Genomic DNA, 14120 nt, shown 5'->3' with positions numbered 1-14120 from the left:
GCGCGGCGCGACCGGCCTGCTTAGGCTGAAGGAGGACGATCGACCCCATGCTCAGTTACATCGCCCAACGGCTGGCCCAAACCCTGCTGGTGATGACGCTCGTCGGTATCTTCGTCTTCCTGTTGCTGCATTTCTCGGCCGGCGATCCAGCCGCGATCATCGCCGGCGATTACGCGACGCCCCAGCAGATCGTCGCCATCCGTCAGCGGCTCGGGCTCGACGATCCGCTGCTGGTACAATTCTGGCGTTGGGCCGCACGCGTGCTGAGCGGAGATCTCGGGGTTTCGATCTTTTCGAACACGCCAGTCAGCAGGCTGATCCTCCAACGACTGGAGCCGACGCTTTCGCTCGCGCTGCTGACCATGCTCTTCGCCGTCAGCATCGCGGTCAGCCTCGGTGTGATCGCGGCCTGGAGGGTCGGAAGCCTGGTTGACCGTGCCCTGATGGGCTTCTCCGTGCTCGGATTCTCAATGCCGGCCTTCGTCGTGGGCTACGGCCTGATCTACATCTTCGCTATCGAGCTGCGCTGGCTTCCCGTCCAGGGCTACAAGCCGCTCGCCGATGGCGTGGGGCCGTGGCTGCTCCACCTAATCCTGCCGACCGTCACGCTCGGCCTCGCCTATATCGCGCTGATCGCGCGCATGACGCGCGCTTCGATGCTGGAGGTGCTCGAGGAAGACTATATCCGGACGGCAAAGGCCAAAGGTGTCACGACGAAGACGATGCTGATGAAGCATGCGCTCAAGAACGCCGGCGTACCGATCATCACGGTGATCGGCATAGGCGTCGCGCTTCTCATCGGCGGCGTCGTCATCACGGAGACTGTGTTCAACATACCCGGCATCGGACGGCTCGTTGTCGATGCCATCTCGAAGCGTGACTATCCGATCATCCAGGGCGTGATCCTGCTGTTCTCCGGCATCTATGTCCTGGTCAATCTGCTCGTCGATCTCTCCTATTCGCTGATCGATCCCCGGATCCGGTACTGAGAGAGCGAAGCGATGAGCGTGATCACGGCCCATACCGCCCCTTCCACCCTCAGCCCTGCGCCGCGCAGTCTCGGCGCCCGGTTCAGGCGCTTCGCCCGGCGCAACCCGACGATGCTGCTGGGCGGCGCCATCCTGATCTTCTTCGTCGCGATCGCGATCTTCGCGCCACTGCTCGCCGGCGACCCGATGCTGAAGGCGCCAACACGCCGGCTGCTGCCGCCATCCGCGCAGTTCTGGTTCGGCACCGACCATCTCGGCCAGGATGTCTTCGCCCGCACCGTCTACGGAGCACGCGTCTCACTGATCGTCGGCCTCACCGTCGCGACGATCTCGATCAGCGCCGGGCTTCTTATCGGCCTGATGGCCGGCTATTACCGCTGGATCGAGACCCCGGTCATGCGCCTGATGGACGGGCTGATGGCGATTCCAGCGATCCTGCTTGCGATCGCGCTGGTCGCCCTCAACCAGGGCAGCATCGGAATCGTCATTGCCGCCATCGCCATTCCGGAACTGCCTCGCGTGGTCAGGCTCGTGCGCTCGATCGTGCTCAGTGTCCGCGAGCTGCCTTTCGTTGAGGCGGTGATCGCCTGTGGGGCGCGGACGCCGCGGATTCTGGTGCTTCACATCATGCCGAGCACCATCGCGCCCCTGATCGTGCAGGCGACCTATATCTGCGCGTCGGCAATCCTGGTGGAAGCGTCGCTGTCATTCCTCGGCGCCGGCGTGCCGCCGGAAACGCCGAGCTGGGGCAACATGATCGCCTCCAGCAGACTCTACCTGGCGCGCGCGCCCTGGACGATCTTTTGTCCGGCGATCGCGCTGGCGCTGGTGGTGCTCGCGGTCAACCTGCTCGGCGACGGGCTGCGCGACAAGCTCGATCCGCGAATTTCGAGGAGGATGTGACAGCCAGGCGCATGGCTGTCCCGCCCTGGCGCGGCTGCCTTTTTCCAACCCGCCGCTATGGTGGGCCGCAGCGCCACTGCGCCGGTCTCGGTGAGGAACAATCGACATGAACAAGCCCTGGTCATTGGCTGAGCGGAGCCGGGCTCCGCTTTCGATCCTGCCGACCCCCTTCGAGGAACTGCCCCGGCTGTCGCGGGAACTCGGGCGCCATGGCCCCGCTCCCTCGATCTGGATCAAGCGGGACGACTGCACKGGCCTTGCCGGCGGCGGCAACAAGGCGCGCAAGCTCGAATATCTCGTCGGCGAAGCGCTGCAGCAGGGGGCCGATACGCTGGTCACGCTCGGGGCCATCCAGTCCAATCATGCGCGGCAGACGGCTGCGGCCGCCGCCAGGAACGGCCTCGGCTGCGTTCTGCTCCTGACCGACAAGATCAGCGGACGCAGCGCGAGCTACCGGGCCAACGGCAATATCCTGCTCGACCGATTGCTCGGCGCCGATATTCGCATCCTGACCGCCGAGCAGGACGCCATGGAGGCGCTCGAACAGAACCTGGCTGCGCTGCGTGCGCAGGGCCGACGGCCCTATTTCATCCCGATCGGCGGCTCCAATGCACTGGGCGGCCTCGCCTATCATGATGCGCTGGTCGAACTCGACGGGCAGGCCAAGGCCGCAGGCCGACAGATCGACCATATCGTGCTGGCGACCGGCAGCGGTGGCACTCATGCCGGCATCGTTGCAGGTGTGCAGACGTTGGGCCTCGCTTGCGCCGTCCACGGCATCAGCGTCTCGCGGCAGGCCGAAGAGGCCCGCGGTATCGTCGCCGGCCTTGCGCGCGACACGCTCGCGCTTGCTGGGAGCCAGAGCGTCGCCGATGTCTCGATCACGATCGACGCAACGCAGATCGGGCCCGGCTACGGCCAGCCGACGACGGCGATGCTCGAAGCCGTGACCAGTGTCGCGCGCCTCGAGGGCATCCTTCTGGATCCCGTCTATACCGGCAAGGCTATGGCMGGGCTGTTTTCGCTGGTGCGGCGTGGCGCGTTCAGGCCCGACGAGACAGTGGTGTTCTGGCACACCGGCGGCCATCAGGGACTGTTCGCCTACGAAGAGCTGTTTCAGGGATAACCGACGACACGCGCGAGGAGGCGTGCCCCGTCACGCCTCCMGGGGTTTCGCCACCGTGGGAGCGCTGGCCGGCACAGTCTGCTGAGCGCGCTGGCTCAGCCAGACGCTGCCGAGGACGATCGCCATGCCGGCGATCTGGGCAGGGCTGAGCGATTGGCCGAGCACCGACCAGCCGAGCATGACAGCCGTCACCGGGCTGAGAAAGCCGAGCGGCGAGACCGTCGAGGGACCCAGCCGGGCAATGCCGCGAAACCAGAGGATATAGGTCAGGGCAGCGCCGATCAGCCCGAGATAGGCAAGGCCGAGKATGTTCGTGCCGGTCAGCGTCGGCGGTGCGGGTTCGAGCCAGAGGACCACTGGCAGCAGCAGGGCTCCTCCCGCGGTCAGCTGCCAGGCGGTGAAGGTCAGTGGCGAGACCGGCGGCTGCCAGCGCCGGCTCAGGACCGTGCCCGCCGCCATCGACAGCGCACTGGCGAGACCAGCGGCGATGCCGAGCGGATCGAGCGCAGCCTGCGGCGTCAGAATCAGCAGCGCGACACCTGCCATGCCGGCGATGGCCGCGACGATGGCGAGCGGGCGGATGGCGAAACCGAGCAGCAGACGCGCGAGGAGCAGGACGACGAGCGGCTGGATCGCCCCTACGGTCGCCGCGACACCGCCCGGCAGCCGATAGGCTGCGATGAACAGCATCCACCAGAACAGCGAGAAATTGAGCGCGCCGAGGAGGAGAACCCGTCCCCACCAGATTCCCTGCGGCAATTGCCGGACGGCGAGCAGCAGCAGGAGGCCAGCCGGGAGCGCACGCAGCATCGACACGGTCAGTGGGTAGCCCTGCGGCAGGAACTCCGTCGTCACCAGATAGGTGCTGCCCCAGATAGCTGGGGCGATCGCGGTCAGCAGCAAGTCGGCATTGCGGGCCATGATGGCGGTCTCGCTCATTATCTTGACGTCAAGATATTTGGTCGCAACGATGGCGGCATGGACCATGTCGACGGAATTCTCGCGCAGTGGAACCGGGAAAGACCGGACCTCGATGTCACGCCGATGGGGTTGTTCGGCCGCATGAAGCGGCTCTCGCAGCATCTCGGCCGTGAGATGGAGAAGACCTTCACCGAGCATGGCCTCAACAGCGCAAGTTTCGACGTGCTGGCGACACTGCGGCGCTCCGGCCCTCCCTATAGACTGTCGCCGGGAGATCTGCTGGCGACGATGATGATCACCTCGGGCACGCTGACGAACCGCATCGACCAGCTCGAGAAGACGGGCCTCGTCGAGCGCACCCATAACCCCGAAGATCGCCGCAGTTTCATCATTTCACTGACCGAGCGTGGATTTGCGACAATCGAGGCTGCTGTCACAGCACATGTCGCAACCCAGGCGCAGCTGAGTTCCATTCTCTCCGCGGATGAGAACGCGGCCCTCAACGCACTGCTGGGCAAGTACCTGGCGGGTTTCGAAGGCAGCCGGTGAGGCCTTGCGTCGGGGGGCTGCCTCCGCAGTAAACTCGGCTTGTGGGCCAGGAATGAGCACAGCGCGCCCCCCGCAGGCAAGAATGGCGCTTGCCGGCCCACGCAAGTTGATAATTCTCTGGCCATACGAAGCCGGCATCAGGTCTGGTTCAGCCGGCGCTCAGGGGATAGCGGAATGTTTCTCACCAACTCCGACATGGTCGAGCTTGTCGCCTGGCGGCAGCAGTTGCACCGCTCTCCCGAGATATCGGGCGAGGAGCAGGAGACGGCGAAGGCAGTGGTTGCCTTCCTTGCCCCGAGCGAGCCGGACCGTATCGTGACCGGGCTCGGCGGCCACGGCGTCGCGGCTATTTATGAAGGGCGCGAGCCGGGGCCGACAGTGATGGTTCGCTGCGAACTCGACGCCCTGCCGATCGAGGAAATCTCCGAGAGCCCCCATCGCTCCCAGGTGCCGGGCAAATCCCATGCCTGCGGCCATGACGGGCACATGACCATGGTCGCTGCGCTCTCACGCGGGCTCGGCCGCCAACGGCCGCAGCGCGGCCGCGCGGTGCTGCTGTTCCAGCCGGCAGAGGAGAACGGCGCAGGTGCCGCCGCCGTCATCGCCGATCCGAAATTCGCAGAAATCGCGCCGGATTACGCATTCTCGCTGCACAATAAACCCGGCCTGCCATTGGGCTACATCACGCTCTCCGAAGGTCCGGCAAACTGCGCCTCGCGCGGACTGCAGATCGTGCTGACTGGCAAGACCTCGCATGCCTCCATGCCGGAACACGGCATCTCCCCGGTTGCGGCGGTAGCCCGGCTGATGCCGGCATTGACGGCGCTCGGCCCCGGCGGTCCACTCGACGCGGCCTATGCGCTCGTCACCGTGACCCACGCTGCAATCGGCGAAGCTGCCTTTGGCATCGCACCCGGCCGGGCCGAAATTTGGGCGACGCTGCGCACGCTGAACGATGCGCAAATGGGCGCGCTTTGCACACGGGCCGAAGCGCTGGTGCGCGAAGCGGCTGAAGCATCGGGTCTTGGCATCGAGCTGAGCTATCACGACGTCTTCCATCACTGCGAAAACGATGCCGAGGCGGTGGCGCTCCTGCGCAAGGCCTTCGATGACGAGAAGCTGCGGCACGGTGAGGGCTCGCCCTCGCGCGGCTCCGAGGATTTCGGCCTGTTCGGCCGCCAGGCGAAATCGGCGATGTTCATCCTAGGCTCGGGCGAAAACTCGCCGCAGCTGCACAACCCGGATTTCGATTTTCCCGATGCCCTGATCGAGCCCGGTTCGCGCGCCTTCATGCGCACGCTGCGCAATTTGCTCGGCTAGATCCTCGGACCCGATATCGTATCCGATCCGAGGATCCAGCCTCTGCATTTGCATCGGCTTTCCCGAAAACCGCAATCCACTTTTCGGGCCGATGCCTTAGCCCATTGCACCTGACCAAGTGGGCGATGTTCTTGTTGCCAAACCGCAAAGACGCCCTGATCGGCTGCATGATGCCGATCAGGGATTTGCCAAGCATGAGAGGCCGTATTCCATGACCACGCATCAGCCGAATATCCTGGCATCGATCGATCCGGCCAAGCTCGACAGGCTCGCCGAAGTCGCCGTCAAGGTCGGCCTGAATCTCGAGGCCGGGCAGGATCTGTTCCTGACCGCGCCGGTCGCCGCCCTGCCACTGGTCCGGCGGATCGCCGAGCACGCCTACAAGGCCGGTGCCGGGCTCGTGACGCCGATGCTGGCGGATGAGGAGGTAACGCTCTCACGCTATCGCCATGCCCCGGATGCGAGCTTCGACCGGGCGCCGGGCTGGCTCTATGAAGGCGTCGGCAAGGCCTTTGCCGCCAACACCGCACGCCTCGCCATCGTTGGCGACAACCCGATGCTGCTCTCAGGCCAGGATCCGGCAAAGGTCGCGCGGGCCAACAAGGCCAATTCGATCGCCTATCAGCCCGCTCTCGAGAAAATCGCCGGCTTCGATATCAACTGGAACATCCTGGCCTATCCGACCGCGTCCTGGGCCCGCCAGGTCTTCCCGGACGAGGCAGAGGACATCGCCGTCGCCAAGCTGGCCGAGGCGATTTTCGCCGCCTCACGGGTTGACCGTGCCGACCCCATTTCGGCCTGGGTTGCGCATAATGCGACGCTCCGCAGCCGGACGCAGTGGCTGAACGGGCAGAACTTCCATTCGCTGCACTTTTCAGGGCCGGGCACGGACCTGACGATCGGGCTTGCCGACGGCCATGAGTGGCAGGGCGGCGCCTCGACTGCCAAGAACGGCGTGACCTGCAATGCCAACATCCCGACCGAAGAGGTCTTCACCACGCCGCATGCAAGGAGGGTCTCCGGCCATGTCGTCAGTACCAAGCCGCTCTCGCATCAGGGCACGCTGATCGATGGCATTTCGGTGCGCTTTGAAGAAGGGCGTATCGTCGAGGCCAGGGCCACGCGTGGTGAGGAGGTGCTGAACAAGGTTCTCGACACCGATGAGGGTGCGCGTCGCCTCGGCGAAGTGGCGTTGGTGCCGCATTCCTCGCCGATCTCGCAGAGTGGCATCCTGTTCTACAATACGCTCTTCGACGAGAACGCCTCCTGCCATATCGCGCTCGGCCAGTGCTATTCGAAATGTTTCGTCGATGGCGCCAGGCTCACGCCCGAGCAGATCGCGGCGCAAGGCGGCAACAAGAGCTTCATCCATATCGACTGGATGATCGGCTCGAACCAGGTCGATATCGACGGTGTACATGCCGATGGCAGCCGCGTCGCAGTCTTCCGCCAGGGCGAATGGGCCTGAGCAGCCTCGCACAGGCCACGTCTCTCCGCTGATACGAAAAGGCCACCGGGCGAACCCGGTGGCCTTTTCATTTGATGTGCATCGTGCGCTTAGGCGGCAGGCTCAGAACTCTTCCCAGCCCGCATCGGACGCGCGGCCGTTCACGACCTTCTTGGCCGGCATGACGGGGCGCTTCGGCGCAGCCTTGGTCTGCGCGAAGGCCGCCTCGGCAAGCTGGCGCAGGCGCTCGGGCTCGGGGCCTCCTGCATCGATCGCCTCGACATCGGAGGCGCGCAACGCGGGCGGCGCGTAGGACGCTGCCCTGGTCGCAAGGCGCGCGGGGCGGGGCGCCATCTGGGTGACGGCAGCGGTCGCGATCGGGGCAGCCATCGGCCGTCCCTGCTCCGGCCCGGTCCGGAAGGCCGCAACGAGGTCGTTGAGTTGGCCGATCCGCGACGTCAGCGACGCAGCGGAGGCAGCACTCTGCTCGGCCAAAGCCGCGTTCTGCTGGGTCATTTCATCGAGATGCGCGACAGCCTGGCTCATCTCGTCGATGCCATTGGCCTGTTCGCCGGACGCGGTCGAGATCTCAGCGATGGTGGCGGCGACCTTCTGCGACGCATCGAGGATTTCGGTCAGGGCCGCACCGGCCTGACGCACGAGTTCGACGCCCTCGGTGACCTCTGCATTCGAGGAGGAGATCAGCCCCGAGATGTCCTTGGCGGCGGCGCCTGAGCGCTGCGCCAGGGTACGCACTTCCGACGCAACGACCGCAAACCCCTTGCCGGCATCTCCGGCTCGCGCCGCCTCGACCGCCGCGTTGAGCGCGAGCAGATTGGTCTGGAAGGCAATATCGTCGATCACGCGGATAATGTCGGAGATCTTCTTCGAAGCGCTTTCGATGCGCGCCATGGCCTCGACGGCCCTGCCGGCAATCTCGCCGCCCGACTGCGCAGCTCGCATCGCGTCCTCCGCGATCGTCGCGGCCTGTTTCGAAGACTGGGCCGAAGCCTTGACCGAAGCAGCAAGCTCCTCGGTCGTCGCGGCGGTCTCCTCGAGCGAGGACGCCTGCTCCTCGGTGCGCTTCGACAGGTCGTCGGCGCCTGTGTTGATCTCGCGGGACGCCAGACCGACATCGCCGGCGGTCACCTGGATTGTGCGCACGGTCGAGGACAGGCGATCGACGGTCTCGTTGATCGCGCCCTTCAGATCGGCGAAGCGACCGCGATAAGTGGTATCGACCCGGTTCGTCAGGTCACCGGAGGCAACAGCCTGCAACACCTTCGCGAACTCGGTCGTGGCAGAATCAACCACCGCGTTGATCTCGTTGATGCCGCTGATCAGCTTCTGCATCTGTTCGTCAGCGCCATCGATGGCGAGCCGCGCCGAGAAGTCACCGGACGCAGCAGCCGCAACGACCTCGCCGACATCCGACACGACCGAGGCCATCGACTCGGCCTGACGCAGGCGACGCTCCGCACTTGCGCGCTCCTCCGCCTGCAGTGCGGCGACTTGCTCGGTGCTTTCACGCAACACCGAGACGGCGCGGGCCATGGTGCCGATCTCGTCCTGACGGGCGACATGCGGCACATCGACCTTGGTATCGCCGGCGGTCAGGCGCTCCATGACAGCACTGAGGGCGAGGATTGGCGAGGTGATCGAGCGCTGCGCGAAGATCAATGCTGCACCGAGCGCACCCACCAGGGTCACGAGCAGCACCAGCGGCAGAACCAGCCTGGCCTGCGTCGTGAAGGCCGCCGCCTCGTCGCCGAGCGCGTTTCCGGCATCCTCGTTGCGCTTGCCGAATGCGACCAGGAGATCGTTCACGGCCTTCCGGTTCGCCCGGTTCAGATCGGTATTGCCCTGCGCATTGGCCGCAGCGGCCGAAACCTGCCGCCCGATACGAACGGTTTCAGTCCGATAGGTGATAAAATCCGCGACCGCCTTCTCGATCTGAGAAACACGTTCCTGTTCGCTCGCCGGGGAAAGCGCCTTCAGCCGTTCGACGAGCTGCCGCATCTGCGGGAAGCGATCTTCCATCCCCTTGCCGTATTGCTCGATCTCCTGCGCGTTCTTGGCCATGTAGATGCCGCGCGACTCCATCACGACACCCGTTACGTGCCCGTTGAGCCGCTCCGTCAGCAAGGCGATGTCGCCCTGGTTGCTTGCGCGTTCGTTCAGACTATCCGCCTTCGAGAGTGCATAGAAACTCAGCACTGCCGAAATGAGCGCGGCCGCTGCAACAATGAGCAGCATGGTCAGGATCTTGATACGGATGGACTTCATCGAACTGCGCCCCGACGCATTATATTTTTTGTTATCAACGCGACACGCTCGCGCGTGGTTGCGGCCAAGAAGAAGGAGCCCTTGCAGGCAAGGGCTGGCGGACAGGCTGCACGGCAGAGCCGTGCATTTCCCATCAAATCACCAAAATCTGTAAAGAACGCTTTAAGCAGAGTGCGCGGGATCATTTCCCGGGGAGCATTTCGGCGCGACTGCGGCCTCATCGACTAGTCCAGCGCGGGGCCTGGATACTTCAGCATCCTTGCAAATAGTTCAACAATGATTGAACTGTGTAGAGCGAGCGCGGCCACGGATTTCGGGCAGGACGCTGTTCCCGTCACATTCCGCTTCGGCGTTAACGTCTTACTGACCCTGCGGAACGAAACTGACGGCACGATTCGCCGTCAGTTAGAGTTCCCAATGGGCCAGATCCTCCAGTTCCGCTTACCCGTACAGCCGCTCACCATGCCGGAACCGCTGGACATCGACCTTCTGACGGCCGTCGACGTCGCGCTGCGCGACCTTGCCGAGATCACCCAGTACATCACCCTCCCCTCGGCACGGGACCAGGCGGAAGCCTGCCGCTTGATGCTGCAGGATGCCTATGACGCGGCGACGGCCACCGGCTGAAACGCCGGCGGGGGCTCTCTCAGGCCCGAACCTCGAAGACCATGTTGAACGGGGTCTCGGTCGCACGCCGGAAATGCGAGAATCCGGCATCGAGCACAACCTTGCGAAGGCGCATCTCGCCGGCCTGGGCGCCAAGCCCGAGGCCCACCTCCTGAGACAGGGAGGCCGGCGTGCAGATCAAAGTCGAGGCGCCATAATAGATCCGGCCTACCGGATTGAGATTGTCCTTCAGGCTATCATGCGCAAAGGGCTCGACGATCATCCAGGTGCCGTTCGGGCCCAAGGTCTCCTTGACGTGCCTGCCTGCACCGACGGGATCGCCCATGTCGTGCAGGCAGTCGAACATGGCGACGAGATCCCAGGACCGACCTGGAAAGTCCTTCGCGCTGGCCTGTGCGAAGGACACGCGTTCGGCGACACCGGCTTCCTCCGCCGCGACGCGCGCGCGTTCTATCGAGGGCCCGTGATAGTCGAAGCCCGTAAAGGTGGACTTGGGATAGGCCAAGGCCATCAGAATGGTCGAAGCGCCATGGCCGCAGCCGACATCGGCAACGACGGCGCCCTCCTCCAGGCGCTCCTGCACGCCGTCCAGTGCCGGGAGCCAGTCTGCCACAAGGTGGCTGTTGTACCCGGGCCGGAAGAAGCGCTCGGTGCCGCGAAACAGGCAGTTGCTGTGCTCATGCCAGCCTAAGCCCTTGCCGGTCCGGAACGCTTCCGCAACCTTGGGTTCATCGATCCACATCGACTGGACGATTTCGAAGGCGCCCGCGAAAAAGGCGGGACTGTCGTCCTCGGCGAAGACCATCGCCTGTTCCGCGGTCAGGCTGAAGCGGTCTTTGCCCTCGTCATAGGTCACATAGCCGGCGGCCGCCTGCGCTGACAGCCACTCCCGCAAATAGCGTTCCTTCAAGCCGGTCCTTTGCGCGAGCATCTGCGGGCTGACGGGCTCTCCATCCGCCATCGCCTTGAAGAGCCCAAGTCTGTCCCCGAGCACAACAAGCGCGCCCGAAACGGAGGCGCCGACATCGCCCACGAGATTGCCGATCAGGGCGTCAAGTTTTTGCATATCGGGTTCACGCATCACGTCCTCCCGGTCGAGCGAACTCATCCGGCATCGACGGACGAGTCCCGTTCCAAGTTGGGTTGAGCAGAAGAAGGCCCGAGAGCGCAGATTCTGCGCTATCCGTGGCAATTTCAGGACTGGCCCAGCCTTCGAACTGCGCCGGCGCCCGGCTCGAACCCGATCTGGAACAGTGAGTTGCCCCACCGAGAAACCTGCGATGGAGCCATGCCGCACGGCAACAAATCCGCCTGCACCGACAAGCAAAGGCGCGAGGCCAGGCGCACGAATGAGAGCGGCGGCGGCAACAAGACCTGTTCGGGCCGGAGCATACCGATTGCGAGCGGCCGCACCAAAGGCCGGACCCCGAACGCTCGGCCCCGGCCAGGAGGACGGCCGAGACCCGCAGGAAGAAGGCGTCCCGAACTCCTGGCCGTCATCGCCAAGAGGCCGCGACGCAATCCAGCACCGGGGGCGCTGGATTGCCGAGCGCGCTTAGCCGCCGATATTGAAGGCTGCCAGCGCCGCCATGTTAACGATGTCGGAATCCTTGGCGCCGAGCGGCACGATCTGCACCGGCTTGTCGAGACCGACGATCAGCGGACCGATCACGGTCGAGCCTCCGAGTTCCTGCAGCATCTTGGTCGAGATCGACGCCGAGTGGAACGCCGGCATGACAAGCACATTGGCCGGCGCGGTCAGGCGACAGAACGGGTACTGGCTCATCACGTCGCGATTGAGCGCGACATCGGCCGCCATCTCGCCGTCATATTCGAAATCGACGCGCTGCCCATCGAGGATCTTGACCGCCTCGCGCACCTTCTCGGAGCGCTCGCCCGCCGGATGGCCGAAGGTCGAAAAAGCGAGCATTGCAACCTTCGGCTCATAGCCGAGACGCCGCGCCACACCTGCTGCCTCGATGGCGATTTCAGACAGTTCCCGCGCCGAAGGCATCTCCGTGATCGCCGTGTCGGCGACAAGCACCGTGCGGCCGCGAGAGATCACGACGGAGACGCCGATCAGCCGGTGCCCCGGCTTGTCGTCGATGACACGCCGGACCTCCTCCAGGGCGATCGAGTAGTTGCGGGTGACGCCCGTCACCATCGCGTCGGCATCGCCGAGCGCCACCATCGCAGCAGCGAAATGGTTGCGATCCTGGTTGATCAGGCGCTGGCAGTCGCGGAACAGGTAGCCATGCCGCTGCAGGCGCTCATAGACATACTGGGCATAGGCGGTGTTTCGATGCGAGAGCCGCGCGTTCTGGATCTCGATGCCCTTGGCTTCAAGGTCGACACCGAGGAAGGTCGCGGTTTCGCTGATCCGGTCCTCGCGGCCGACCAGAATGGCGTGGCCCAGTCCTTGATTGACGAAGGAGGTCGCGGCGCGAATGACCTGCTCCTCCTCGCCCTCGGCGAAGACGACGCGCTTGGGGTAGCGGCGAACCCGCTCAAAGATGCGGTTCAGCGTGCCCGCGACCGGATCGCGCCGCGCCGAGAGCTGCGCCTTGTAGGCGCCGGTATCGACAATCGGTTTGCCGGCAACGCCTGTTTCCATCGCGGCCTTGGCGACAGCCATCGGCACGACATGGATCAGACGCGGATCGAACGGGACCGGGATGATATAGTCCTTGCCGTAGCGCGGGCGCGCACCCTGGTAGGCGGCTGCCACCTCGTCCGGCACATCCTCGCGTGCGAGCGAGGCAAGAGCCTCGGCAGCGGCGATCTTCATCTCCATGTTGATCGTGGTGGCGCGGACATCGAGTGCGCCACGGAAGATGAAGGGAAAGCCGAGGACGTTGTTGACCTGGTTCGGATAATCCGAGCGACCCGTCGCCATGATGGCGTCGTCACKCACTGCTGCGACCTCTTCCGGCGTGATCTCCGGGTCGGGATTGGCCATGGCGAAGATGATCGGGTTCGGAGCCATGGAGCGAACCATGTCCGACGTCACCGCACCCTTCTGGCTGAGGCCGAAGAAGGCGTCGGCGCCCTCCATCGCCTGGGCGAGCGTGCGCCGGTCGGTGATGGCTGCATGCGCCGACTTCCACTGGTTCATGCCCTCCGTGCGGCCCTGATAGATCACGCCCTTGGTGTCGCAGAGGATGACGTTGTCGGGCTTGAAGCCCATCGCCTTGAGCAACTCGGTGCAGGCGATGGCGGCAGCGCCCGCGCCATTGACGACGAGCCTGGTCGTCTTGACGTCGCGGCCAGTCAGATCGAGCGCATTGATCAGGCCGGCGGCGGCGATGATCGCAGTGCCGTGCTGGTCGTCATGAAAGACCGGAATATCCATCAATTCGCGCAGGCGCTCTTCGATGATGAAGCATTCCGGCGCCTTGATGTCCTCGAGATTGATGCCGCCGAAAGACGGTCCGAGATAGCGCACCGCATTGATGAAGGCGTCGGCGTCTTCGGTGTCGACCTCGAGATCGATCGAGTCGACATCGGCGAAGCGCTTGAACAGCACCGCCTTGCCTTCCATCACCGGCTTGGAGGCAAGCGCGCCAAGATTGCCGAGACCGAGGATCGCCGTTCCGTTGGTGATCACCGCCACGAGATTCGAACGGGTGGTGTAGTCATAGGCCCGCGACGGATCTTCCGCGATCGCCAGCACCGGCACCGCAACGCCCGGCGAATAGGCCAGCGAGAGGTCTCGCTGGGTCGCCATCGGCTTGGTCGGCACGATCTCGAGCTTGCCCGGCCGCCCCTGCGAGTGGAACAGCAACGCCTCCTGATCGGTGAAGGTCGGGCGGGCGCGTTTGGTCGGCGGGCTATCGTTCATGCGACTGTTCTTTTTGTGAGCGTTTCCTGAAGGGTACCGACATTAGGTCAGCCGGCAGCCGCTCCACAAGGCGCGATTGCGGATCAGGGCTGATGACGATGACGCAAGAAT

At 64.7% G+C, this 14120-nt stretch carries 11 protein-coding genes; 7 read left to right on the top strand and 4 right to left on the bottom strand.

Annotation, left to right across the window (positions count from 1 at the left end; genetic code table 11):
- Positions 1–47 precede the first annotated feature (47 nt).
- From AC1DJT_RS07275 to AC1DJT_RS07265, 3 genes are all read left to right on the top strand, one after another.
- Complete coding sequence (locus AC1DJT_RS07275; protein ID WP_441490638.1) at positions 48–989, top strand: ABC transporter permease; 942 nt, start codon at positions 48–50, stop codon at positions 987–989.
- Between the two features lie 12 nt (positions 990–1001).
- Complete coding sequence (locus tag AC1DJT_RS07270; protein ID WP_441490637.1) at positions 1002–1892, top strand: ABC transporter permease; 891 nt, start codon at positions 1002–1004, stop codon at positions 1890–1892.
- A gap of 106 nt (positions 1893–1998) precedes the next feature.
- Positions 1999–3018: a D-cysteine desulfhydrase family protein gene (locus AC1DJT_RS07265; protein WP_476767565.1), complete on the top strand. Its 1020-nt coding sequence runs from the start codon at positions 1999–2001 to the stop codon at positions 3016–3018.
- Positions 3019–3048: 30 nt separating this feature from the next.
- Here AC1DJT_RS07265 and AC1DJT_RS07260 read toward each other — a convergent pair whose 3' ends face one another.
- A complete protein-coding gene (locus AC1DJT_RS07260) occupies positions 3049–3939 on the bottom strand; it encodes an EamA family transporter (RefSeq protein WP_476833818.1) in 891 nt (296 codons plus the stop codon).
- Between the two features lie 57 nt (positions 3940–3996).
- On the opposite strand from AC1DJT_RS07260, the gene AC1DJT_RS07255 reads away from it, so the two are divergent.
- The 3 genes from AC1DJT_RS07255 to AC1DJT_RS07245 all read left to right on the top strand — a co-directional run bounded on the left by AC1DJT_RS07255 (position 3997) and on the right by AC1DJT_RS07245 (position 7276).
- A complete protein-coding gene (locus tag AC1DJT_RS07255; protein WP_441504906.1) occupies positions 3997–4488 on the top strand; it encodes a MarR family winged helix-turn-helix transcriptional regulator in 492 nt (163 codons plus the stop codon).
- A gap of 174 nt (positions 4489–4662) precedes the next feature.
- Positions 4663–5808 carry an amidohydrolase gene (locus AC1DJT_RS07250; protein WP_476767564.1) on the top strand — a complete coding sequence of 382 codons (1146 nt, stop codon included), beginning with the start codon at positions 4663–4665 and terminating at the stop codon, positions 5806–5808.
- A 211-nt stretch (positions 5809–6019) separates the two neighbouring features.
- Positions 6020–7276: an aminopeptidase gene (locus tag AC1DJT_RS07245; protein WP_476767563.1), complete on the top strand. Its 1257-nt coding sequence runs from the start codon at positions 6020–6022 to the stop codon at positions 7274–7276.
- Positions 7277–7378: 102 nt separating this feature from the next.
- Here the strand turns inward: AC1DJT_RS07245 and AC1DJT_RS07240 are convergent, their stop codons facing one another.
- Positions 7379–9541, bottom strand: coding sequence for a methyl-accepting chemotaxis protein (locus tag AC1DJT_RS07240; protein WP_476833814.1), 2163 nt, complete (start codon positions 9539–9541; stop codon positions 7379–7381).
- Between the two features lie 417 nt (positions 9542–9958).
- Here AC1DJT_RS07240 and AC1DJT_RS07235 point away from each other — a divergent pair, with 417 nt between their 5' ends.
- Complete coding sequence (locus tag AC1DJT_RS07235; protein WP_476767561.1) at positions 9959–10168, top strand: hypothetical protein; 210 nt, start codon at positions 9959–9961, stop codon at positions 10166–10168.
- Between the two features lie 19 nt (positions 10169–10187).
- On the opposite strand, the gene AC1DJT_RS07230 is transcribed toward AC1DJT_RS07235, so the two are convergent.
- The gene (locus AC1DJT_RS07230; protein WP_441490630.1) at positions 10188–11249 is read right to left on the bottom strand and encodes a class I SAM-dependent methyltransferase; all 1062 of its coding nucleotides are present in this window, start codon (positions 11247–11249) and stop codon (positions 10188–10190) included.
- Positions 11250–11723: 474 nt separating this feature from the next.
- On the bottom strand, positions 11724–14009 hold the full coding sequence (locus tag AC1DJT_RS07225; protein WP_476833813.1) for an NADP-dependent malic enzyme: 2286 nt from the start codon (positions 14007–14009) through the stop codon (positions 11724–11726).
- Positions 14010–14120 lie beyond the last annotated feature (111 nt).

This window comes from Allobosea sp. 05T422_2 (assembly GCF_056396265.1).
Note: the sequence above shows the minus strand (reverse complement) of the source record. Positions and strands in the feature narration are given on the sequence as shown.